Source organism: Comamonas badia DSM 17552, assembly GCF_000484635.1.
GTDB lineage: Bacteria > Pseudomonadota > Gammaproteobacteria > Burkholderiales > Burkholderiaceae_C > Comamonas_C > Comamonas_C badia.
The window spans coordinates 389394-409646 of the sequence record NZ_AXVM01000003.1; the positions used below are offsets into that span (position 1 = coordinate 389394).

The window sequence follows — 20253 nt, forward strand, 5'->3', positions numbered from 1 at the left end:
CCCCCACCCCCACCCTCCTCCGGCGGGAGAGGGAGTCAAAAGCCATCCCGTCGATGCATAGGCGCCATCTGCTGACCCTGCCGCTGCTGGCGCTGGCGGGGCAAGCGCGTGCGGCAACACCCCGTCGCGTCGTCAGCCTGGGCGGCGTGGTCACCGAGATCGTGCATGCGCTGGGCGCGGACGAGCGGCTGGTGGGCGTGGATCAATCGAGCCTATACCCGCCCGAGGCGCGCGCGCTGCCGCAGGTGGGCTACTTTCGCAGTTTTGCTGTGGAAGGCGTGCTGAGCCTGCGTCCTGACCTGGTGCTGGCGTCCGAGCAGTCCGGCCCGCCCCATGCGCTGGAACAGTTGCGCGCGGCCGGCGTGCCGGTGGTGCTGGTGGCCTCGTCGCCCAAGGTGGGCGCGCTGGAGAGCGCCATTGACGCCGTGGCCGCCGCGCTGGCGCTGGACGCCGACGGCCTGGCGCGGGCGCGCCGCCTGCATGAAGCGCTGGAGGAGGCGGTGCGGCCGGTGTCGCACGGCGGCAAACCCCCGCGCGTGCTGATCCTCAGCAGTCACACCGGGCGCCTGCAAGCCGCCGGGCAGGGCAGCGCGCCCGATGCGCTGCTGACGCTGGCCGGCGGCGCCAACGCCTTCGGGCAGCCGGGCTACAAGGCCGTCTCCGCCGAGACGGTGGCCGCCGCGCGGCCCGAGGCCATCCTGACTTCGACGCTGTCGATCAAGGCCGCCGGCGGCCTGGCCGGGTTTGCCGCCCAGCCAGGTATCGCCATGACGCCTGCCGGACGGGAAAAACGCATCATCGTGCTCGACGACCTGCTGCTGCTGCTGGGCTTCGGCCCGCGCCTGCCGCAGGCGCTGGCGCAGGTGCGCGCCGGGCTGTTCGACGCACCCGCGCGCCATGCCTCCTGAGGCTTCGGCCATCCCCGTGGGCAGCACACCGACGCACACGCCGCGCCTGGGCCGCACCGGCGCGGCGCTGCTGGCGCTGGGCGCGGCCCTGTTCGTGTTGGCCCTGGCGGCGGCCTCCAGCGGCGCGATGGATATTCCGCTGCGCCGTGTGCCGGCCCTGCTGCTGGGCGCACGCGCGGGCGACGACGCGCTGTGGCGCAACGTGCTGCTGGAAGTGCGCCTGCCGCGCGTGGCGCTGGCGATCCTGGTGGGCGCGGGGCTGGCGATTTCGGGCGCGGCGATGCAGGCGCTGTTTCGCAACCCGCTGGCCGAGCCGGGGCTGATCGGCGTGTCGGCTGGCGGCGCGCTAGGCGCGGTCGGGGCCATCGTGCTGGGCGCGGCCAGCCTGCCCGTGGTCGGCTCGGCCGCGTTCTGCGGCAGCCTGGCGGCCACGCTGCTGGCCTACCGCCTGGGCGGGCGCGGCACGGGGGTGGCCGGCGTACTGCTGGCCGGCGTGGCGATCAACGCGCTGTGCGCGGCGGTGATCGGCCTGTTCACCTGGCAGGCCAACGATGTGCAGTTGCGCAGCCTCACCTTCTGGAGCCTGGGCAGCCTGGCGGCGGCCAACTGGACGCTGGTGGCGGCGCTGACGCCGTGGGTGGCGCTGCTGTCGCTGCTGCTGCTGCGCGACTGGCGCGCGATGAACGCGCTGCTGCTGGGCGAGCGCGAGGCGCAGCACCTGGGCTTCGCGCTGGTGCCGCTGCGCCGCCGGCTGGTGGTCGAGGTGGCGTTGCTGGTCGGGCCGCTGGTGGCGGTCACGGGCACCATCGGCTTTGTCGGGTTGGTGGTTCCGCACCTGGTGCGGCTGACGCTGGGAGCCGATCACCGCGCGCTGCTGCCCGCATCGCTGCTGGTGGGCGCGATTGCGCTGACGCTGGCCGACTGGCTGGCGCGCGTGGTAGCCATTCCGTCCGAGCTGCCGATCGGCATCGTCACCAGCCTGGTGGGCGGGCCCTTCCTGCTGTGGCTGCTGGCCCGCCAGAAAGACAGCTGATGCTGCAGGCCATTGATCTCGATTGCGCGCGCGGCCCGCGCAAGGTGCTGCGCGGCGTGGCGCTGGACCTGCGCCCCGGCGAGGTGCTGGGCGTGCTGGGCGCCAACGGCGCGGGCAAGAGTACCCTGCTGGCGACGCTGGCCGGTGAGCTGCCGCCCGCAGGCGGCGCCGCGCTGCTGGACGGCGAGCCGCTCGCGCGCTGGAGCGCTCCGGCACTGGCGCGCCGCCGCGCGGTGCTGCCGCAGTCGCCCGCGCTGGCCTTCGACCTGGCGGTCGATGCGGTGGTGCGCATGGGCGCCTACCCTTTTCCCGAACTGGCGCCCACCGCGCTCGCGGCGCTGGCCGGGCAGGCGCTGGCCCTGACCGGCGCGCGCCACCTGGCCGGGCGCCTCCACGGCGCCCTGTCGGGCGGCGAGCAGCAGCGCGTGCAGTTCGCCCGCGTGGTGGTGCAGCTGCTGGCCTGCCGCGCCGAGGGTGAATACCGCGCGCTGCTGCTGGACGAGCCCACCGCCAGCCTGGACCCGCGCCACCAGATCGCGCTGCTCGGCGCGGTGCGGGGCCTCACGCGCGTGCATGGCGTGACCGCGCTGGTGGTGTTGCACGACGTGAACCTGGCCGCCGCCTGGTGCGACCGCATCCTGCTGCTGGGCGAGGGCCGTGCGCTGGGCCTGGATACCCCGCGCCAGGTGCTGACCGAGGCGAACCTGCACGCGGCCTATGACCTGCCTACGCGCGTGCTGGACCACCCCGAGCAACCGGGCCAGCCCTGGGTGCTGTTTCGCGCGCCAGGGCCGGATTGACCCGTCAATTTCATGGTTGTTTTGGCCTCTATCCTTTGTACCACAAGCGCTGAAAGCTATCAAACATGGGGTATCTGGGCTTGCTGTGTCTCAGGCGATCAGCCCGCCTTGCGGATCACCCCGCAGGCAATCGGCAGCGTCACCTGCGCCGGAATCGGCCCGAGCGATTGCACGCTGGCGGGCAATTTGGTGCTGCCCGGCACGCCATGGATGAACACCACACGCTTGTCGAGATCGAGCTTCTGACCTGGAAACTGTTTGGAGAACGCCGCCTGCAACTCGGCCATCGGCACCGTCACGTGGTAGTGGTAGGCGCCACTGGCATCCGCCTTGGGGTAGGTGCCCTTGGGGATGTCCATCGTCGCCGGATGCGCGATGAAGGGAACCATGGTGGTGCCCGCAAACGGAGCGGTTTCCAGCAGGTCCAGGATCTTGTCGGTGTCGGGGTCGTCCGACATTTTGGGACAGGTTGCCGCGCGCCCGTCGGCAAAGCCGTGAAAGTGCTGCCAGTGCTCGATGTTGGGCGGCGCGCCCTTGACCTGAACGTCGATGGTGAGCGCGCCGCCCTGCTCGGTGAAGGTGGCCTGGCCGGTCGTTGCGCTTCCCGTCACGCCGGTATTGAGCGGCTGCAGCTGCGCAACGTAATGGGGGCCGCCGAACGGGTTGCTGGCGCACCCGGAGAGCAGTGCCAGCACGGCGGCGGCGGATAAGGTTTTGAGGGCTTGCGTGTGTGTCATTTCCCGTCCTTGCGAATCATCAGAGATGGGCAGACTGTAGGCAGCACAGGCGAAACGCCACGGCACGGGCCTTCAAGCCCCTACCGCTCTCCTATGATCGGCGAGCCCCTTCCCGCATCGCTTGCGGCAGGCGTATATGCAAAGCACCATGAACATGCCGACGGCTCCCCTGCTGCTCCTGCAGCCGCACGCCACCGTTCTGATCCAGGATCAACAGGTGCTGGCAGAACTGACGGTCGGCCTGCAGGACATCGCGGAGCCGCTGTTTCTGCATGAGCCGCCGCTGGCGGTGGAGCTGGAGCGCGCCATCGACGTGGTGGAAGACGCCTTGTCTGCCTCGGGCCTGCGCCATGCGGCGCGCGGCCTGCTGCTGGTGCAGGACCCGGCGCTTTGCGCCTTGTTGAGGCTGAACGAAGCGCACGAGCCTCTGCCCCGCGATGCCGTCGAAGCCCTGTTTGAAAGGCTGGCGCTCGCCAGCAGTGGCCGCCGCGACGCCATGGCCGATCTGAGGTTGGGCCGCCACGGGGCCGCCGCCCTTTTGCTGCTGCGCGAGTGCATGCACCATCTGGGCTTTACCCAGGTCGCGGCGCCGGTGCGTCCACAATCGGCAGGTGCGTAGAGCAGACTACACCCCCATGCAAGACAGCGACATCCTCATCGTCGGCGGCGGCCCCGTCGGCCTGACGCTTTCCATCGCCCTGGCCCAGGCGGGTTTTCAGGCGACGGTGCTGGAGCTGCAGGAGGCGGACGTGCTGGCTGATCCGCCCTCGGATGGCCGCGAAATCGCGCTCACCCACCCCAGCCGCGCGCTGCTCATGCGGCTCGGCACCTGGCAGGAACTGGCGGCGCACGAAATCGGCCTGCTGCGCGAGGCGCGGGTGCACAACGGCGCGGTCGGCGAACACCGCCCGATGCAGCTGCACGCGTCAGGCAGCGGCATGGAGAACCTCGGCTGGATCGTGCCGAACCACGCACTCAGGCGCACGGCCCATGCGGTGGCAGCCAGAACGCCAGGCGTCACCTTGCTGCCCGGTGCGCGCGTGGAAGGCGTGCGCATCACCGCTGACAGCGCGGTGGTGGATTTCACGCAGGGCGGCAGCCGGCGGCAGCTCGGCGCGCCGCTCATCGTCGCGGCGGACAGCCGCTTTTCCGGCATCCGCCGCCAGCTGGGCATAGGCGCCTCGATGCACGACTTCGGCCGCAGCGTGATCGTCTGCCGCATGCGCGTGGAGAAAGACCACGGCGAGGTGACGCACGAATGCTTTGACCACCACAGCACGCTGGCCATCCTGCCGCTGCCCCCAAGCCCCGAAGGTGGCAGCCCCTTGGTATCCGCCGTGGTGACGGTGGACGGCGCGCAGGCGCAGGCGCTGCTGGCGCTGCCGCCCGAGGATTACGCCGCGCGCATCGCCGCGCAGTTCGAGCATCGCCTGGGCGCCATGGCCATGGTGGGCGAGCGCCACAGCTACCCGCTGGTCGCCGTCTGGGCGCAGCAGTTTGCCGGGCCGCGCTGCGCGCTGGCGGGCGATGCGGCCGTGGGCACGCACCCGGTGACGGCGCATGGCTTCAACATCGGCCTCTCGGGCGTGCAATCGCTCACCGAAACTTTGGTGCTTGCCCGCCGGCGCGGCCACGACATCGGCGATGCACGCCAGCTTGCGCGCTATGAGCGTCTGCACCGGCTGCACGCCTGGCCCATCTTTGCCGGCACCAATGCCATCGTGCAGCTCTACACCGATGAACGTGCCCTGCCGCGCGCGCTGCGCCGGGCGGTGCTGGTTGCGTCGGAGAATTTCCCACCACTCAAAGCCGCGATCGTGAGCCAGTTGACGGGGCGGCGGCCAGCGTGGCCAAAGACACCTCGGAAGCTTGAGGAAAACGCAGCCAATGAAATGCCATAAGGCATTCTTGGCCATTTCCCCAATTTTTCCGGCGATCCGTACGCAAGCCGGCGAACTTCCTCGTCTGCATACATGTGCCTCATGCAGGCCATTTCATTTCCGTGGCGTGCGTGAAGTATTCTCCAGTCCTGCTCGCGCCTCTTCGCTGGCGGCGACGCGATGCATGCGTTGATTGAAGTTTATATATGAACCATCATTGATATGAAATCATGAGTTCCACTTCCGCCCTGGCACCAACCGCTGCGCAACTGATCAGGCAGTCCCTCGTATGGGAAAGCGCCGTGGGCTGGACGCCCGAGTGCCTGGCCGAGGGGCCAAGCATGCTGCAGCGCTTTCACGCCAGCGGCTTCTCGTTTGTCTCGCTGACCATAGGTGCCGACTGGGACCGGCCCGAGCCTGCGCTCAGGCACTTCGCCAGGCAGCGCCGCTGGCTGGAATTGCAGCCGGACCTGCGCGTCGTCGAGAGCGTTCAGGATGTTCGCCGTGCCAAGGTGGATGGCAAACTCGGTGTGGGCTTTCACCTGCAGGGTGCCGGCCCGCTGGGCCATGAACCCGCGCTGCTGGCCTTCTGGTACCGCCTGGGGGTGCGCTGGATCATTCCCGCCTACAACACCCGCAATCCCTTGGGTGATGGCTGCCATGAACCGGGTGATGCCGGTCTGTCGATGTTGGGGCGCGCCTTCGTCACCGAGGCCAACCGCGTCGGCATGATGCTCGACATCAGCCACGCAGGCATCCGGACCTCGCTGGACATCATCGACCATTCCAGCAAGCCGGTGATCTGTTCGCACTCCAACGCGCGTGCCATCAAGCAGCACGAGCGCAACATCACCGACGAGCAGATCCGCGCGTTGGCGTCCCGCGACGGCGTGATCGGCGTGAATTCCATCGGCGCCTTCGTCGCGGAGGACAACAGCTCGGGCGTCGCCGGGCTGGTGCGCCACATCGACCACATCGCGCAGCTCGTGGGGCCGCAGCATGTGGGCCTGGGCCTGGACGTGGTGTTCTACCAGGACTTCATGACGCAGCTTTATGACGCCAGCCCCTTGATGGCGCAGCGCGGCTATCCGCGCCCGCCCTGGGCCGACGTCAAGCCCGAGGCGCTGCCGGAACTGGTCGAGGCGCTGATGCGCCGGGGCTATGACAAGGACGCCATCATCGGCGTGCTTGGCGAAAATTTCCTCAGGGTGGCGGCCGCGAACTGGCGGCCCGGCGCTGCCCACTGATGGCTCATCTGCTGGAGACTATCCATGAAACTCAGGCATTGGCTTGGCATCCTGACACTGGCGCTGACCGGCAGCGCGTTGGCGCAATCCACCGCGCCCAGGCTGATCGAAATCGTCAGCTTCGGCGAGCACCCGGCGCTCAGCCAGGTGGCCGACGGCTTCAAGGCGCACCTCATCCAGCTCAGTGAAAAGCAAGGGCGCAAGGTCGAGTTCGACTACCTGCACGCCAATTTCGACCGCAGCCTGGTGCCGCAGGTGCTGCAGCGCGCCGAGGCCAGGAAGCCCGCGCTGATCTTCGCGATCACCACGCCCATCATCCAGGCGGCGGTGCGCGGCGTGAAGGACAAGTCCATCCCCATCGTCTTCGGCTCGGTCGTGGACCCGGTGGTTGCCGGTGTCGTGCCCGACTGGCAGCATGGCTCAGCCTGGGCCAGCGGCGCCACGCTGCTGCAGGATTTCGAATCCTCGCTGGAGTTCGTCAAGCAGGTCGTGCCCAGCGTCAAGCGCGTGGGCACCCTCTACAACCCAGGTGAAGACAACGACAAGACCAACATCGACCTGTACAAGAAGGCTGCCCGGAAGCTGGGGCTGGAAGCGGTGGCGGTGCCGGTGGACAACGCCAATGACATTGCGCAGCGCGCCCAGAGTTTCGCGGGCAAGGTGGATGCGATCTACCAGATCCAGTCCAACATCGTACAGACCTCGATTCCGGTGCTGGCGCAGGTGGCGCAGCGGTTGCGCGTGCCATTGTTCAACTCGGTCTATTCAGACAAGCTCAAGAACCAGCTCGCCGGCTTTCACGCCGTCTCCTACACCAAGAACGGAGAACACGCGGCGGACATCGCCAATCGCATCCTGAATGGCGAGAAACCTGCCGATATTCCACCTTATGTGCCCAAGCCTGAGGATTTCGATGCCTACATCAGCCCCAAGGGACTGGCCGCGGTAGGGCTGAGCGTGCCGGCCAGTCTGGCCGACAGCCCCTGGGTCATCAAGTGAGCGCGAGCGTGCCGGTGTTGCAGTGCCGGGGCCTGCGCAAGACCTTCAACCAGGACCTGCCCGAGTCGCGTCCGGCGCTTGATGGCGTTGACCTGAGCGTGGGGCAGGGCGATTTCGTCGTGCTGATCGGCGGCAATGGCGCCGGCAAATCCACGCTGCTCAACACCATCGCGGGGGCGGTGATCCCCGATGAGGGCAGCTTGACGATGGAGGGTCGGGACATCACCCGGCTGGCGCCGCACAAGCGCGCGGCCATGGTCACGCGGGTGTTTCAGGATCCGATGGTGGGCACCGCGGCGGCGATGACGATCGAAGAAAACCTGGCCATCGCCGAGCGGCGTGGACGCAGCCACAGGGCGCGTGCATTGCTCACCGAGCGCCGCCGCGCAGGGCACCGCGACTGGCTGGCGGCACTGGGCCTGGGGCTGGAAAATCGCCTCACCACCCAGGTTGCATTGCTCTCGGGTGGCCAGCGCCAGGCCTTGTCACTGCTGATGGCCGTGGTATCGCAGCCGCTGGTGCTGCTGCTCGATGAGCATACGGCGGCACTCGATCCGCGCACGGCCGACCGGGTGATGCAGGCCACCCTGCAAGCGGTGTCCGAGCGTCGACTCACCACGCTGATGGTCACGCACAACATGGACCAGGCGATTGCCACCGGCAACCGCTTGATCATGATGGACGCAGGTCGCATTCGCTACGACGTGAGCGACGAGGAAAAGCGCGCGCTGACGACCGAGGCGCTGATTGAACGTTTTCAGATCAGCAGCGACCGTATGCTGCTCAAGCACTGAACCGAGATGGACATCCTGCTGAGCTTCATCAACCTGGTGCCGGTCACCTTCGCGCAGAGCCTTGTGTATGCGCTGTTGGTGCTGGGCATCATGGTGCCGTTCCGGCTGGTGGGTTTCCCCGATCTGACCTGCGAGGGCTCATTTCCGTTGGGCGGGTGCGTGGCGGCGGCGACGCTGCTGCTGGGCTGGCATCCCGTGCTGGCGACGCTTGCCGGCGTGCTTGCAGGCATGCTCGCCGGCGTGATCACGGCGCTGGTGAATCTGCGCTTCGGGCTGAGCCCGCTGCTCGCGGGCATCGTCGTTTTCACTGGTCTGTACAGTGTCAACCTGCGCATCCTGGGGCAGTCCAACGTCGCGCTGTTCGATACGTCAAGCCTGTTCCAGCTGATTCACCCCGATCTCACGCAATCCGTGGGCCTGCAGGTGGCCTTCTTCGCGGTGCTGGCCGTGCTGCTGCTCGCCATCCTGCGCTGGTATCTGGGAACGGAATCCGGCGCCGCGCTGCGTGTGATCGGCGTGAACGCCGACCTGGCGCCGTCGCTCGGCATCAGCGTCTGGGCCTACACCATCGCGGGACTGGCGCTGGCCAACGGCCTGACCGGCTTCGCCGGCGCGCTCGTCGTGCAGCTGCAAGGCTATGCCGATATCGGCATGGGTTTGGGTGTGCTGATCAACGGCCTGGCTTCGCTCGTGATCGGCGAGGCCATCGTCGGACGCCAGACGGTCACGCGGCAGCTGCTCGCGCCCGTGGTGGGCAGTGTCATCTACTACCAGTTGATCTCGCTGGGCTTGTCCACGGGCCTCAAACCTGGCGATCTTAAGCTCGCCACCGCGGTGTTCGTCCTGATTACGCTGGGTCTGCCGGCTTTTCGCGCGCGCGGTGCAGCGCGTGAGAGTCTGCGCGTGTAGGCCAGGCTTGCAAAAGATTTTCAGGCTCCATGCTGGCCCGATAAGCGCTTTCAGCTAGGGTTTTTGTAGATACCGCTGCAAATAGCGCCCGGTAAAACTCGCCGGGTTCGCGGCCACGGCCTCGGGCGTTCCCACCGCCACCACCTGCCCGCCGCCAGCGCCGCCCTCGGGCCCCATGTCGATCAGCCAATCGGCGGTCTTGATCACGTCCAGGTTGTGCTCGATCACGACGATGGTGTTGCCCGCGTCGCGCAAGCGCTTGAGCACCGTGAGCAGTAAATCGATGTCGGCGAAGTGCAGACCGGTGGTGGGCTCGTCCAGGATGTAGAGCGTGCGCCCGGTATCGTGGCGCGAGAGTTCCTGCGCCAGTTTCACGCGCTGCGCCTCGCCGCCCGAGAGCGTGGTGGCGCTCTGGCCCAGGCGGATGTAGGACAGGCCCACATCGAGCAGTGTTTCGAGCTTGCGCGCGATGGTGGGCGCATCCTTGAAGAAGGCCCAGGCGTCTTCCACCGTGAGGTCGAGAATCTGCGCGATGTTTTTGCCCTTCCACTGCACCTGCAGCGTTTCGCGGTTGTAGCGCTGGCCGTGGCAAATGTCGCAGGGCACGTACACGTCGGGCAGAAAGTGCATTTCCACGCGCACCACGCCGTCGCCCTCGCAGGCCTCGCAGCGCCCGCCAGCGACGTTGAACGAGAAGCGCCCCGGCCCGTAGCCGCGCTCCCTGGCGGTGTTGGTCTCGGCCATGAGTTCGCGGATGGGCGTGAACAGGCCGGTGTAGGTGGCGGGGTTGCTGCGTGGCGTGCGGCCTATGGGGGATTGATCCACCGCAATCACCTTGTCGATGAGTTCCAGCCCTGCTATGGCCTCATGCGGCGCGGGCTCGGCCTGCGCGCGGTGAATCTGGTGGGCGGCGGCGCGGTACAGGGTGTCGTTCACCAGCGTGGATTTGCCCGAGCCCGAGACACCGGTGACGCAGGTGAAGAGTCCCACGGGGAAATCCACATCCACCCGCTGCAGGTTGTGGCCACTGGCACCCGCAATGTGGATGGCCTGGATCTTTTCAGATTCTTTTGCGGGCAATCGCGGCGTGCGATGGGCGGGTACAGCTATGGTTTTCGTGCCTGACAGGTATTGCCCGGTGAGTGATTCGGGCACGGCGCACAGCTGCTGCCAGCTGCCCTGCGCCATCACGCGCCCGCCGTGCGCGCCCGCGCCCGGGCCCATGTCGATGACGTGGTCGGCGGCGCGGATCATGTCCTCGTCGTGCTCGACGACGATCACGCTGTTGCCCAGGTCGCGCAGGTGCTTGAGCGTGGCGATCAGGCGGTCGTTGTCCCGCTGGTGCAGGCCTATGCTCGGCTCGTCGAGCACATACATCACGCCGGTGAGGCCCGAGCCGATCTGGCTTGCCAGGCGGATGCGCTGGGCCTCGCCGCCCGAAAGCGTGTCGGCGCTGCGCGCCAGGCTCAGGTACGGCAGCCCCACGTCGTTGAGGAACGAAAGGCGCGTGGCGATCTCATGCACGATCTTGCGCGCGATCTCGGCCTTCGCGCCGCTCATCTGCAGGTGCGCGAACCAGGCGTGGGCGGCCAGCAGTGTCAGGTGCGTGATTTGCTGGATGGCGCGGCGCTCCTCGCCCTCGCCGATGTACACGTGCCGCGCTTCGGTGCGCAGGCGTGCGCCGTGGCATTCGCCGCAGGCTTGCGTGCTGCGCAGCTTGGCGAGCGCCTCGCGCACGCCGGGCGCATCGGTCTCGCGCCAGCGCCGCGCGAGGTTGGGCAGCACGCCCTCGAACGGGTGTTTTTTGACGACGGGCTTGCCGCCATCGGCGAAGTAGGTAAAGGCGATTTCCTCGTCGCCCGAGCCCTGCAGGATGATGTGGTGCACGGCCTGCGGCAGGTCTTCCCACGGCGTATCGACCTCGAAACCGTAGTGCGCCGCCAGGCTTTGCAGCATGCCGAAGTACAGCGCGTTGCGCCGGTCCCAACCGGCGATGGCGCCGCTGGCCAGGCTGATGCCGGGGAAGGCGACGACGCGCGCCGCATCGAACACCTCCTGCTGCCCCAGGCCGTCGCAGGCCGGGCAGGCGCCGCTGGGCGAGTTGAAGGAAAACAGGCGCGGTTCCAGCTCCGGCAGCGAATAGCTGCACACCGGGCAGGCGTATTTGCTGGAAAACACCTGCTCATGGCCGCTGTCCATGTCGAGTGCGATCACGCGCCCGGCGCCGTCGTGCCCGCCCACGCGCAGCACGGCTTCCAGGCTCTCGGCCAGGCGCTGCGCCAGATCGGCGCGCACCTTCACGCGGTCGATCACCACGTCCACGTCGTGCTTCTCGGTCTTTTTCAGCGCGGGCAGCTCGTGCGCCTCCACCACCTTGCCATCGACGCGAAAGCGCACGTAACCGAGCTGCTGCATCTGCGCGAACACCTCGGTGAACTCGCCCTTCTTCTGCCGCGCCAGCGGCGCCAGCAGCATCAGGCGCGTGCCTTCGGGCATGGCGAGCAGGCTGTCCACCATCTGGCTCACGGTCTGCGCGGCCAGCGGCAGGTCGTGCTCGGGGCAGTAGGGCGTTCCGGCGCGCGCGTACAGCAGGCGCAGGTAGTCGTGGATCTCGGTGACGGTGCCCACGGTGGAGCGCGGGTTGTGGCTGGTGGCCTTCTGCTCGATCGCGATGGCGGGCGAGAGCCCCTCGATCAGATCGACGTCGGGTTTATCGAGGCGCCCGAGGAACTGGCGCGCGTAGGTCGAGAGGCTTTCCACATAGCGCCGCTGGCCCTCGGCGTAGAGCGTGTCGAAGGCGAGCGAGGACTTGCCCGAGCCCGACAGCCCCGTGATCACCACCAGCTGGTGGCTGGGGATGTCGAGGTCGATGTTCTTGAGGTTGTGCGTGCGCGCGCCGCGGATCGCGATGCGCTGGCGGCGCAGGGCGACGGACAGCGGCAGGCCCTCAAGGGAATCCGCGAGGGGCAGGGGCTCGGTTGGGTGATTCATGGGCAACCGAACATTATCGGACTACCGGCCGTTTACCACCAGCGCTTGTGCTTGAAGTAGCCCAGCATGCCGACGACGACCGCGCCCATCAGCCCCAGCGCGTAGAAATAGCCATAGCGCCAATGCAGCTCGGGCAGGTTCCAGGGGCTGGCGGTGTCGAAATTCATGCCGTAGAGCCCGGCGATGAAGCCCAGCGGCATGAAGATGGTGGCGATGATGGTGAGCACCTTCATGATGTCGTTCATGCGCTGGTTCACCGCCGAGAGGTAGGTGTCGAGCAGGCTGGAGGCCATCTCGCGGTAGGTCTCGACAAAATCGACCACGATCACCGCGTGGTCGTGGCAGTCGCGCAGGTACAGGCGCGTGGTGTCCGAGAGCAGCCGCTCTTCGTCGCGCATGAGTGCCGCAATCACCTCGCGCTGCGGCCACCAGGCGCGGCGCATCAGCACCAGCTCGCGCTTGGCGTAGTGGATCTGGTTGCGCGCATTGCGATCGGGCTCGTCCAGAATCTGATCTTCCAGCACTTCCAGCCGGTCGCCCAGCTCTTCGAGCAGCACAAAGGCGGTATCGACCACGAGGTCCAGCAGCGCATACAGCAGGTAATCGGCGCCATGCGCGCAGATCCGCGTGGCGGAGCGGATGCGTTCACGCACGGGTTCAAAAATATCCTGCGGCCCCTGGTTCACGCTGATCACGTAGTTGCGGCCCAGGAAAAACGTCACCGGATCGGCGCAGAACCCATCGCCGCTGCCGCGGTGCACATGGCTGAGCACCACGAACTGCTGCGCTTCGAACGATTCAAGCTTGGCGCGCGCCTCGCGGTGCAGCACGTCCTCCAGCGCCAGCGGGTGCAGCCCGAAGGTCTGGCCCAGGGCCTTGAGCTGCTCGCTCGTGGGCTGGCCCTGCAGGTGCAGCCAGGTGACTTCCGTGGCCTGCGGTGCCGGTGTCTGGAAGCCGGCCAGCGCGATCAGGCGCTGCTCGGCCAGCACCCCCTGCGCGCCGTAGCGCAGCAGGCCGATGCTGGCAGGCGCAGTGTCCGGAGTGGCGGCGGCGGGGCTGCCCTCCAGCGACCCGGGGACGGCGCCCGGACGCCAGTTGCGAAAATGCTGCCGCTGCCGACGCAGCCCGGAAAGCCGCGCGCCGTTTTTGGGTTTCATGGTACCGAAAGCTATCACAGCGCTCAGGACCCGGTGCGGCGCCGGCGTGCCCGGACCAGCAGCGCCGCCAGGCCCATCGCCAGCACCAGAGCGAGCGCCAGCCACAGCCGCTGGTGCGCATGCAGCGCGCGCCCCAACACCTGCTGTGCACCCAGGCCGAAGAGATAGCCCATTGTGGTGAACAGCAGCGCCCAGACCAGCGCCGAGAGCATGTTGAGCACGATGAAGCGCGCCAGGCCGATCTCGGCCAGCCCCGCCGCCACCCCGCCCACCAGCCGCATGCCGTAGACAAAGCGGTTGGAGAGCACGAACAGATTGGGGTGCGCGCGCAGTAGCCGGTCGGTCCGGTCAAAACCCGGCTGCGCGCGCAGCCTCTGCACCCAGCGGTGCTGCGCGAAGCGCCGCCCCAGCAGGAAGAAGCCGGTATCCCCCAGCGTGGCACCGCAGAATGCGGCCAGCACCGTCTGCCACGGCGCAAACACCTGCTGGTGCGCGAAAAACCCGCCCAGCAGAGCCGCCGTCTCGCCCTCGGCCAGACAGCCGAGGAAGACGGCGATCAGGCCGTAGTGGGCGATCCAGTGTTCAATGAGGTGGTCCATGGCGTCACGGCGTTCCAGCGGGTCGGCCGCTGGGCCGCAATTGTCCGTGAGTCAAGCTTGGGGTAAGATCAGAAACTGGATCTATAGACAGTTATCCATGGGCGTCGATTTGCTGCCGGACTTCATCCGCTCGCGCTATGAGGTGCATGAGTACCAGCACGCCTGCGCCATCCTGCGGCAGGATTTTCCCGCCGAGTGGCGCGATTTGTGCGATCTGCTCGTGCAGTTCCGATTGAAGAAGAGTTGGCTGACGGTCGGTGGTGGGCGCAAGAGCAAGGTCGCGGAGCATATCGATGGCTTTCTGTACCAGCGTGGCTGGGAAGAAAAACTGTTTCTTACCCGCATCCAGGTGGATGCCGCCACGCGCGACGCACCCACGCACAAGGTGGATTGCTTCAGGAATCGCGTCGCGGTGGAAATCGAATGGAACAACAAGGATCCGTTTTTCGACCGGGACCTGAACAATTTTCGGCTGTTGTTTGAACTGCGCGCCATCAGCGTCGGCGTCATCATCACGCGCACGGATGCCTTGCAGGCCATTTTTGATGGCTTGGGGCGCGGCAGCAGCTATGGAGCCTCCACGACGCACATGGCCAAGCTTCTGCCGCGCATCGCAGGGGGCGGCGGGGGCGGCTGCCCGGTTCTGGCCTTTGGCATCGGCGCCCAGCTTTACGAAGAGGATCAACCATGAGTCATTGCGCCTCGCAGGATTTTTTAACGCGCTTGAGTGGTCGCAAGTTCGCCACCTTGCTGGCAGATCCCCCCTGGCAGTTCCAGAACCGCACCGGCAAGGTGGCACCGGAGCACCGGCGCCTGTCCCGTTACGCCACGATGACGCTGGAAGACATCCAGGCGCTCCCCGTGCGTGACGCAATGCAGGACACGGCACATCTGTATCTCTGGGTGCCCAACGCACTGCTGCCCGAAGGGCTTGCGGTGATGCAGGCCTGGGGCTTCCAGTACAAATCCAATCTCGTCTGGCACAAGATCCGCAAGGATGGTGGCCCCGACGGGCGGGGTGTGGGTTTTTACTTTCGCAATACCACCGAGCTGGTCCTGTTTGGCACGCGCGGCAAGAACGCCCGTACCCTGGCGCCGGGCCGCAGGCAGGTGAACATCCTCAAGACGCAAAAACGCGAGCATTCGCGCAAGCCCGATGAGTTCTACGACATCGTCGAAGCATGCAGCCCGGGCCCGTTCCTGGAAATGTTCGCGCGCGGCTCGCGCCCTGGATGGGTGACGTGGGGAGACCAGGCCGACGCGTATGTACCGGACTGGTCCACCTATAAGAACCATTCTGCCGCGCACCGCGGCGAGGCCATCCACCCGGATCAGTCTGCTCTGGAATTTGCCAGCGCCTGAGTCCGAGCCGGTGAGGCGCGCCAGCGGGGCGCTGCGGCCGATGCACCGAGTCGGTTGGCGTTTTCCAGCTTTCCTGCGGACGGCATCTGATGACCGACAATACACGGCCTCGGCCGACGTCTGGCGGCGCGGGCGTTTGAGCCGATGTCTACTTCCACGATCACCCCCCCCGACCCCGCCGCCCACCGCATGACCGCCACCGAGCGGCGCTCCAGCGTCAGCCTGGCGCTGATCTTTGCGCTGCGCATGCTGGGGCTGTTCCTGGTGCTGCCCGTCTTCATGCTGGAGGCGCGCAAATACCCCGGTGGGAATGATGTGGCGATGGTCGGCCTGGCAATGGGTGCCTACGGCATGACGCAGGCTTTTCTGCAACTGCCGCTGGGCATGGCGTCCGACCGCTTCGGGCGCAAGCGCATCATCGTCGCCGGGCTGGTGGTGTTTGCCATCGGCAGCCTGGTGGCGGCGCTGGCCCACACGCTGATGGGGCTGCTGCTGGGGCGGGCGATCCAGGGCGCGGGCGCGGTGTCGGCGGCGGTCACGGCGCTGCTCGCCGACCAGACGCGCGAGGTGGTGCGCACCAAGGCCATGGCGCTGGTGGGCATCAGCATAGGCATGATGTTTGCCATTGCGCTGGTGGCGGCGCCGGTGCTGACGGCGTGGATGGGGCTCTCGGGCCTGTTCGGCCTGACCTTCGCGCTCACGCTCGCGGGCATCGCCATGGTGCTGTGGGTGGTGCCGCCCGAGCCGCGCCAGCATGTGAACGCGCCGCGTGGCAAATATTCCGACGTACTGCGCCACGGTGACCTGATGCGGGTGAACTTCGGCGTCTGCGCGCTGCACACGGTGCAGATGTCGATGTGGGTTTCTGTGCCGGCGATGCTGGTGCAGGCGGGGCTGCCGAAAGCGCAGCACTGGCAGGTTTATCTGTCGGCCATCGTCCTGTCGCTGGTTGCGATGGGCGGCCTTTTTTCGATGGAGCGCCGGGGCAAGCTGCGCGGCGCGCTGCTGCTCTCGATTGGCCTGATCGTCGTCGCGCAGATCGGCTTCGGCCTGCTGGCGGCTGGCGGCAGCGCGTTGTCGCTGTGGGTGCTGGGCGCGATGCTGTTCGTGTTCTTCTGCGGCTTCAACGTGCTGGAGGCCACCCAGCCCAGCCTGGTCTCGCGCATGTCACCGGACAATCTGCGCGGCGCGGCGCTGGGCACCTACAACACGCTGCAATCCATCGGCCTGTTCCTGGGCGGCGCGGTGGGCGGCGCGCTGGTGAAATGGGGCGGCGATCAGGGCCTGTTCATCGCCACGTCGCTGGTCAGCCTGGCCTGGCTGATCTGGACCTGGCCGCTCAAGCCGGTGGCGCGCACCAGCGGACATTGAATTTTTTTGGGGTGTTCACCCCGCCCGCCAATCCGGCTATGCTGCGCACTTGCGGTCTGGCAGGGGCCGCTACCTACGCAATCTGGCCCGGGCCCCTCTGCGCCATCACCCGGGCTACTTTCAAGGAAATTCCATGGCTTCGGTCAACAAGGTGATTCTCGTCGGCAATCTGGGGCGCGACCCCGAGATGCGCTCCTTCCCCAGCGGCGACCAGGTGGCCAACGTCACGCTGGCCACCACCAACAAATGGCGCGACAAGCAGACCGGCGAGCAGCGCGACCACACCGAATGGCACCGCCTGGTGTTCAACGGCAAGCTCGCCGAGATTGCCGGGCAGTACCTGCGCAAGGGCAGCCAGATCTACGTGGAAGGCAGCATCCGCACGCGCAAGTGGCAGGCGCAGGACGGGCAGGAGCGCTACAGCACAGAGATTCGCGTGGACGTGATGCAGATGCTGGGCAGCCGCCAGGGCCAGGGCGGTGGCGCAGGCGGCTATCCTGATGATGATGGCTTTGGCGAAGGCAGCAGCTTTGATGCGCCCCGTCGCTCGCCGGCACCGCCCGTCCGTTCCGCGGCGCCGATGCAGGCCCCGGCGCGTGCGCCTGTTCCCGCACCGCAGCCGCCCGGTGCGGCCGCCGGTTTCGGCGATATGGAAGACGATATTCCGTTCTGACCGTGGCGGGCGGCGGCTATTCGCCCGTTCGGATGGTTTCGCCGCCCTTGTGGTTCTTGCCGCGGCCAATGTCGGCTTCCAGCGCCCGCTGCAGCTTCTCGGCGGCGCTGGTGAAGGCATCAGCCACTTTATCGGCCGTGGCCGTGACCGTGACGGGCGGCAGTCCTGCGGGCCGGGCTTCCATGCGGCAGCGCTTGTCACCCGGCTTGCTTGCATTCTCGTCGCTCAGAAACACCTCGATGCGCGTGACCTGCTCGCGAAAACGGGCGAGGCGCTGCAGCGTTTCCTGTTCGACCCAGTGGGCGAGCGATTCTCCGCCCTGGATCTGCCGGTCGGCGTGGACATGCACTTGCATCTTGGACTCCTTTCAGATGGCCCCCCGCGGGGTGTTCAGGCGCTAGCTTACCCCGGCGGCATGGCGGTAAAAACAACAGTGCGTCGCAAAAGCGCAATGCCCGGAGCGGCCGGGCGCTGACAGTGCTACAACCCTGACCATGACCGAGCCGCTGCGCCTCAAGATTGGGCTATCCGCCTGCTTTTCCCACGCTGACCCCCAGCGCCACCTGTTCACTGGCAAGACGCTGCAATACATCGAGCAATCGATTGCGCACTGGATCATGTCGGCGGGCGCGCTGGTGGTCGTCGTCCCTTGTCCGACGGGCGAGACGGCGCGCGGCGACGTGACGCTCAAGCACTATGCGCAGTGGCTGGATGGCGTGGTGCTGCACGGCGGGGCCGATGTCTGGCCGGGCCACTACGGGGAGATAGCGCTCAGGCCCGAGTGGGAGGGCGACCGCGTGCGCGATCTCTATGATCTGGCCGTGATCGAGGCCTTCGAGCAGGCGGGCAAGCCGATCTTCGGCGTCTGCCGCGGCCTGCAGATCATCAACGTGGCGTTCGGCGGCTCGCTCTACCAGGACATCGAAACCCAGGTGCCCGGCGCCCAGCGCCATCGCGATGCCGAGAGCTACGACCGCAACGTGCATGGCATCGAGATCGTGCCGCGTACCCGGCTGGCGCGCCTGTACCCCGGGCGCACGCTGGCGACGGTGAACAGCATCCATCACCAGGGCATCAAGGAGCTGGCGCCGGGCTTCACGGTCGAGGCCTGGAGCACGCCCGACCATGTGCCTGAGGCGATCCGGCGCACCGCGCGCCACGGCAAGGGGTATATCGCGGCCACCCAGTGGCATCCGGAATTCCGCGCGCGGGCCGACGTGACGCTGGACGACACGCCGATCCTGTGCGACTTTCTCGATGCCTGCAGGCGTGCGCGCCAGCGCTCCCAGCCGGGTTTCAGCCCGCTGCACATCCGTGACCGCGCCTCGCGCCTGCTGCGCCAGGCGCTGCTCACCCGGTTCTGATCCGCAAGCCTTCGGCGCGCATGAAAAAGCCGCCCGCGGCGGCTTCTGCGAGGGCGGGCAGCGCTTTCAGCGCGCCTGCACCAGCAGCTGCTTGACGTCGCGATCCACCGGCAGGGCGTAGTCGTAGCCGCGGATGATGCGGCTGTCTTCCATGCGCACGAGCTTGAGGCTCACGTAGGTGAAATTGGCGGCGGCCGAATAGGTGCCCACCACCACCATGGAGGCGTTGTGCTGGCGTGCGATGTCCTTGATCTCGCGCGAAAGCAGCAGTTCGCCCGCATCCTGCTTCACGAATACTTCGCCGCGCAGTTTGATTTCCTTGACGTCAAAACCGCTCATGGCCATGGCGGTGGCATATTGCTCGGACAGCGTGCGCCCCAGCGGCGCGGCGCGGCTCAGGTCGTTGATGTTGACCACGGTGGCCACCAGCACGGGCCCGGGCCCTGTGGCGGCGATGTCCAGCCCGGACAGCAGGCGCTGTACCGCATCGCGGCTGCTTTGCAGCATGGGCGCCTGGGCGGCCTGCTGGTAGGTGGGTTCGGGGCGGATCTGCGCCGACTGCTGGGCGCAGCCTGCGGCGAAGACGGAGGCAACCAGGCCCAGGGCGAGTGCGTGTTTCATTGCGATACCACCTTCATGTTGACGGTGCGGTAGTAGGAGGGGCGCATGAACAGCGGCGTATCGACGTTTTCCAGGTAGTACACGTCGGTCTTGCGTGCCACGTACTGCCCATCGCGCGTGACGGTGGTGGTGAGAATCAGCTCGGTATTCGTCGGGCCGCCGGAATTGATGCTGTTGGCAAAATCCAATCCCACGGCGAGGCCCAGGCCCGCGGCAATCTTGGTGTCGACATGTTCCAGCCGCAGGCCATAGGCCGCGGCAAGACCGCCCGCGAGCATGGTGAACATGCCGGGAATGAAGTGCGGCCGGTCGCTGTTGTGGCGCACCACCTGGGTGCTGTAGGTCACGGCGAGCGCGGAGGCGGGGTCGGTGCGCACGACGGCGCCGTCATGCACCAGTTGGGTGATGAGGAAATCGCGGAATCCGAGGTCGAAGGAGCTCGGATTGACCGGTGCGACCACATGCAGCGGAACGTTGCCGGCCACGCCTGCCGAACCCAGCATGGCGCGCGTCTGGGCGGCCACGTCACGTGCGACCAGCTCCCAGTGCCCGGCCGAGCGCACCTTGTACTGGCTGGTGTATTCGAAATTCTGGGCGACCGGAATGGGCGCCTGGGCACAGCCGATCAGCGCGAGGACGGCGCCGGCGGCGGCAGTCCACGTGAGAGCCTTGGTCAAGGACATGATCCCTCCTCAATTGGTGACGCCACGGGGCGCATGGATGCGCGCCCCATTGGCCCGAAGGTGATTTTTAGCACCGAACGCGCGAAAGGCAAACACCGCCCGCGCATTTGTTGCAGGCAAACGCG

At 67.2% G+C, this 20253-nt stretch carries 21 protein-coding genes; 14 read left to right on the forward strand and 7 right to left on the reverse strand.

Going from position 1 to position 20253, the window contains the following annotated elements; genetic code table 11:
* The first annotated feature begins 53 nt into the window (after positions 1–53).
* From K320_RS0108745 to K320_RS0108755, 3 genes are read left to right on the forward strand one after another with little or no spacing between them, the layout of a single operon-like run.
* The gene (locus K320_RS0108745) at positions 54–908 is read left to right on the forward strand and encodes a heme/hemin ABC transporter substrate-binding protein (RefSeq protein WP_024538459.1); all 855 of its coding nucleotides are present in this window, start codon (positions 54–56) and stop codon (positions 906–908) included.
* The gene (locus K320_RS0108750; protein WP_084301211.1) at positions 898–1941 is read left to right on the forward strand and encodes a FecCD family ABC transporter permease; all 1044 of its coding nucleotides are present in this window, start codon (positions 898–900) and stop codon (positions 1939–1941) included. Before K320_RS0108745 ends, K320_RS0108750 begins: the two co-directional genes overlap by 11 nt.
* A complete protein-coding gene (locus K320_RS0108755) occupies positions 1938–2741 on the forward strand; it encodes a heme ABC transporter ATP-binding protein (protein ID WP_024538461.1) in 804 nt (267 codons plus the stop codon). Before K320_RS0108750 ends, K320_RS0108755 begins: the two co-directional genes overlap by 4 nt.
* A gap of 98 nt (positions 2742–2839) precedes the next feature.
* On the opposite strand, the gene K320_RS0108760 is transcribed toward K320_RS0108755, so the two are convergent.
* Positions 2840–3478 (reverse strand): hypothetical protein, encoded by a 639-nt coding sequence (locus K320_RS0108760; protein WP_024538462.1) that lies wholly within the window; start codon positions 3476–3478, stop codon positions 2840–2842.
* 148 nt (positions 3479–3626) lie between these two features.
* On the opposite strand from K320_RS0108760, the gene K320_RS0108765 reads away from it, so the two are divergent.
* The 6 genes from K320_RS0108765 (at position 3627) to K320_RS0108790 (ending at position 9307) form a co-directional block, all read left to right on the forward strand.
* A complete protein-coding gene (locus K320_RS0108765; RefSeq protein WP_156913908.1) occupies positions 3627–4097 on the forward strand; it encodes a hypothetical protein in 471 nt (156 codons plus the stop codon).
* A gap of 16 nt (positions 4098–4113) precedes the next feature.
* On the forward strand, positions 4114–5379 hold the full coding sequence (gene ubiM, locus K320_RS0108770) for a 5-demethoxyubiquinol-8 5-hydroxylase UbiM (RefSeq protein ID WP_024538464.1): 1266 nt from the start codon (positions 4114–4116) through the stop codon (positions 5377–5379).
* 209 nt (positions 5380–5588) lie between these two features.
* Positions 5589–6605: a dipeptidase gene (locus K320_RS0108775; RefSeq protein WP_024538465.1), complete on the forward strand. Its 1017-nt coding sequence runs from the start codon at positions 5589–5591 to the stop codon at positions 6603–6605.
* Positions 6606–6629: 24 nt separating this feature from the next.
* The gene (locus K320_RS0108780; RefSeq protein ID WP_024538466.1) at positions 6630–7604 is read left to right on the forward strand and encodes an ABC transporter substrate-binding protein; all 975 of its coding nucleotides are present in this window, start codon (positions 6630–6632) and stop codon (positions 7602–7604) included.
* A gap of 14 nt (positions 7605–7618) precedes the next feature.
* Entirely contained in the window at positions 7619–8398 is a 780-nt protein-coding gene (locus tag K320_RS0108785; protein ID WP_024538467.1) for an ABC transporter ATP-binding protein, read from the forward strand.
* Positions 8399–8404: 6 nt separating this feature from the next.
* The gene (locus tag K320_RS0108790) at positions 8405–9307 is read left to right on the forward strand and encodes an ABC transporter permease (RefSeq protein ID WP_024538468.1); all 903 of its coding nucleotides are present in this window, start codon (positions 8405–8407) and stop codon (positions 9305–9307) included.
* Positions 9308–9361: 54 nt separating this feature from the next.
* On the opposite strand, the gene uvrA is transcribed toward K320_RS0108790, so the two are convergent.
* The 3 genes from uvrA to K320_RS0108805 are packed head-to-tail and all read right to left on the reverse strand — an operon-like array spanning position 9362 to position 14054.
* Entirely contained in the window at positions 9362–12298 is a 2937-nt protein-coding gene (gene uvrA, locus K320_RS0108795) for an excinuclease ABC subunit UvrA (protein ID WP_029695973.1), read from the reverse strand.
* A 32-nt stretch (positions 12299–12330) separates the two neighbouring features.
* Complete coding sequence (corA, locus tag K320_RS0108800; RefSeq protein WP_024538470.1) at positions 12331–13455, reverse strand: magnesium/cobalt transporter CorA; 1125 nt, start codon at positions 13453–13455, stop codon at positions 12331–12333.
* A 23-nt stretch (positions 13456–13478) separates the two neighbouring features.
* Positions 13479–14054 carry a DedA family protein gene (locus K320_RS0108805; RefSeq protein WP_024538471.1) on the reverse strand — a complete coding sequence of 192 codons (576 nt, stop codon included), beginning with the start codon at positions 14052–14054 and terminating at the stop codon, positions 13479–13481.
* Positions 14055–14151: 97 nt separating this feature from the next.
* Between K320_RS0108805 and K320_RS0108810 the strand changes: the two genes are divergently transcribed.
* From K320_RS0108810 to ssb, 4 genes are all read left to right on the forward strand, one after another.
* Positions 14152–14745 carry a BglII/BstYI family type II restriction endonuclease gene (locus K320_RS0108810; RefSeq protein ID WP_024538472.1) on the forward strand — a complete coding sequence of 198 codons (594 nt, stop codon included), beginning with the start codon at positions 14152–14154 and terminating at the stop codon, positions 14743–14745.
* The gene (locus K320_RS0108815; protein ID WP_024538473.1) at positions 14742–15416 is read left to right on the forward strand and encodes an MT-A70 family methyltransferase; all 675 of its coding nucleotides are present in this window, start codon (positions 14742–14744) and stop codon (positions 15414–15416) included. The genes K320_RS0108810 and K320_RS0108815 overlap by 4 nt, the downstream gene beginning before the upstream one ends.
* Before the next feature lie 189 nt (positions 15417–15605).
* Entirely contained in the window at positions 15606–16787 is a 1182-nt protein-coding gene (locus K320_RS0108820) for an MFS transporter (RefSeq protein ID WP_024538474.1), read from the forward strand.
* Between the two features lie 133 nt (positions 16788–16920).
* Complete coding sequence (gene ssb / locus K320_RS0108825) at positions 16921–17460, forward strand: single-stranded DNA-binding protein (RefSeq protein WP_024538475.1); 540 nt, start codon at positions 16921–16923, stop codon at positions 17458–17460.
* Between the two features lie 16 nt (positions 17461–17476).
* Here the strand turns inward: ssb and K320_RS0108830 are convergent, their stop codons facing one another.
* Complete coding sequence (locus K320_RS0108830; protein WP_024538476.1) at positions 17477–17815, reverse strand: HPF/RaiA family ribosome-associated protein; 339 nt, start codon at positions 17813–17815, stop codon at positions 17477–17479.
* 139 nt (positions 17816–17954) lie between these two features.
* Between K320_RS0108830 and K320_RS0108835 the strand changes: the two genes are divergently transcribed.
* On the forward strand, positions 17955–18824 hold the full coding sequence (locus K320_RS0108835) for a gamma-glutamyl-gamma-aminobutyrate hydrolase family protein (RefSeq protein ID WP_024538477.1): 870 nt from the start codon (positions 17955–17957) through the stop codon (positions 18822–18824).
* Positions 18825–18890: 66 nt separating this feature from the next.
* On the opposite strand, the gene K320_RS0108840 is transcribed toward K320_RS0108835, so the two are convergent.
* Together K320_RS0108840 and K320_RS0108845 are read right to left on the reverse strand one after the other, a co-directional pair.
* Positions 18891–19445, reverse strand: coding sequence for a FlgO family outer membrane protein (locus K320_RS0108840; RefSeq protein WP_024538478.1), 555 nt, complete (start codon positions 19443–19445; stop codon positions 18891–18893).
* Positions 19442–20128: a hypothetical protein gene (locus K320_RS0108845; RefSeq protein WP_024538479.1), complete on the reverse strand. Its 687-nt coding sequence runs from the start codon at positions 20126–20128 to the stop codon at positions 19442–19444. Before K320_RS0108845 ends, K320_RS0108840 begins: the two co-directional genes overlap by 4 nt.
* Positions 20129–20253: the final 125 nt, after the last annotated feature.